Source organism: Deltaproteobacteria bacterium, from assembly GCA_005879795.1.
In the GTDB taxonomy this organism is placed as follows: Bacteria; Desulfobacterota; Binatia; order DP-6; family DP-6; genus DP-6.
In genome coordinates, this window is sequence record VBKJ01000249.1 from 1 (window position 1) to 2,756 (window position 2,756).

1 protein-coding gene is annotated in these 2,756 nt (G+C 72.9%); it reads left to right on the top strand.

Annotation, left to right across the window (positions count from 1 at the left end; translation table 11 throughout):
- Positions 1–59: 59 nt before the first annotated feature.
- Positions 60–2,756, top strand: a 2,697-nt coding sequence (locus E6J59_19670) for a tetratricopeptide repeat protein (GenBank protein ID TMB15875.1), incomplete at its 3' end; no start/stop codon positions are given.

Genomic DNA, 2,756 nt, shown 5'->3' on the forward strand with positions numbered 1-2,756 from the left:
TGGGACCGGTGGTCCGCCTCCGAGCTCGTCCAGTTTTCGATCGCGGCGAGGGCCGAGCGGTGACGGCGCTCGGGCTGTGGCTCGTGCTCGCCCTTCTGACCGCGCAGTCGCCGGCGGCGGACTCACTGCGGCTGCTGGCGCTGCGCATCCCCGAGTCTGCTCTCGTCCTCGAGACCCGCGCGCACCCGCTGGCGGTCCGCGAGGCCGTCACGGGTGCTCTCGCTCGAAACGATCTCGTCGCAGCGCGCAGTCTGGCGGCCGCCTACGCGGAGGCATGGAGCGATTCGTTCCTCGTGCGCGAGGTGGCGCGGTTCGAGGCATGGCCGGCCGAGCGGCGGACGGCGAAAATCTGGGCCGACAGCGCGCGTCGCTCGGGTGTCGCGGCGTACGGCCGGGCCGGCCCCATGGCGGCGATCGCGATCTGGCGCCGCGCCCTCAGGCGCGCCCGGACGATCGGCGACACGTCCGGTATCGCCGCGGTGCTGGGCAACATCGGCGCCGCCTTTCTGCGTGAGGGTCGGCTCGACAGCGCCGGCGCGTATCTCGAGCGGTCGCGCGCACTCGCCGCGAGCGTCGGGGACATTCGCGTCGAGGCCAACGCCCTCGGGACTCTCGCCGGCACCAGCGCGGATCAGGGCGATTTGGCCGCGGCGCGTGCGCGCTACGCCCAGGCCCTGGCCCTGCGCGAGCGGATCGGGGATTCGCGGGGGGTGGCGGCGGATCACAACAATCTGGGGCTGCTGGCGCAGACCATCGGGGATCCGGACGAGGCGCGCCGCCAGTTCGAGGCCGCACTCGAGATCAACCGGCGTGATGGGCGCGACGAGGTCGCGGCGACCAACCTGGTGAACCTCGCCGCGCTGGCCGCGGCCGCCGGAGAGTTCGCGCACGCCGAACGGCTGTACCGCGACGCCTTGGCGACCTGGCGCGCCCGCGAGCAGTGGGCCGACGTCGCGGACGCGCTGCATGGGCTCGGTCAACTGGAGCTGCGCCGCGGCGACTATCCTGCGGCCCGGGCCGCGCTGCGCGACGCATTGGCGATTTATGACCGGACCGGACCCCTCGCCGACGCGCTCGCGGTACGGCGCGAGCTCGCCGGTGCGCTCGCGGCGGCAGGTGAGCTGCAAGCTGCGCTCGACGGACTGCGTCGCGCGCAGCGTCTCGCGGATTCTGCCCGGGCGTCGCCTGCGGTGCGCGCGGGCATCGCACTCGCTCGGGCGGACCTGGCGGTACAGCTGAACGATCTCCCCGAGGCCAGCCAGCTGTATGGTGGCGCGGAGCTGCTCTACACCCAAGCGGGAGATCAGCAAGGCGCAGCCGAAGCGCGCCAGGGGCAGGGCCAGCTGTTGCTCGCTCACGATGCGCACGCCCAAGCCCGGACGCTCCTCGAGAAGGCATTGCGCACCGAGGTTGCGGCCGGGAACCAGCGTGCTGCCGCGCTGACACGCCTGTCGCTCGGCGAGGTCGCACAGGCACGAGGGGACACCGCGGCCGCGCGACGGCTGCTCGCACAAGCGACCGCCGAGCTGCAGCAGCTGGGCGATCCCGTCGGCGCCGCCGCCGCCATCGGCGAGCAGGCGGCGCTCGAAGCCGGAGCAGGATTGCCAGCGACCGCCGAGTCGTTGTACCGGGCGGGGCTCGAACGACTGCAGGGCCGCACCGCTCCCGAGATCGCGTGGCGGCTGCACGCGGGGTTGGGGCTCGCGCGGCACGCCCAGGGTCGGGACGACGAGGCCACCCGCGAGCTGCGTGCCGCCCTAGCCGAGATCGAGCGCCCCAGCCGGTCGCTGGCGCTGGCCGAGCGCCGGTCGGCGTTCCTCGCGGACAAGTGGGACGTGTACGGGCAGCTCGCACTCATCGAGCGCGCCCGCGGCCGGCCGGAAGCGGCCTTCGAAGCGAGCGAGCGGCTGCGCGCGCGCGAGATGCTCGAGCTGCTGCAGCGTGGCAGGCTGTCATCGCCCGACACGGCCTCCGAGCTCGTGTCCCGAGAGCAGGATCTGCGGCACCGCATTGCCGAGCTCACGCACGACGTTGACAGCGCGGACGCGGACGCGCTGCGTGGCCCCGAGGCGCCAACTGCGAGCGCGGCTACCCGCGAGGCGCTGGGCCGCGCTCACGAGGCGTACGGCGAGCTGCTGCTCGAGATGCGGGAGCGCAGTCCCCGGCACGCGATGCTGGTGTCGCCCGTGACTGCGGCGTGGCGGGACGTGGGCCGGCGTCTCGGTTCCGATGCCGTCCTCATCGAATACCTGGTGAGCGACTCGGGCTCGCTCGCGTTCCTCATCGCTCGCGACACCTTCGCCGTCGTGGACCTGGCAGCCGAGCGCCGTACGCTCGCCCGTCTGGTCGAGTTCGCCCGCGCAACCGTGGTCCTCACCCCCCGTCCCCCTCTCCGCAATGCGGAGAGGGGGAGCCAGGAAGCGGGCTCCACGCCAGCCGAATCGCTGTGGCGCGGGCCGTTGCGACAGTTGCATCAGTATCTGATCGCACCCCTTGAAGAGACGGGCCTGCTCACCGGCAAGACGCGGCTCTTTCTCGTTCCGCATGCCGAGCTGCACTACCTGCCGTTCGCGGCGCTGCTGGGTGGGTCGGGCGACCGACAGTTTCTCATCGAGCGCTACGAAATAGCCGTGACGCCCTCGGCATCGGTCTGGCTCGCCCTGGGTGATCGGCCGGCAGGAGCCGTCTCGATCGGCACCCTGGCGCTGGCGCCGAGACCGGATGTGCTACCGGCGTCGCGGCGGGAGGCGGCGGCG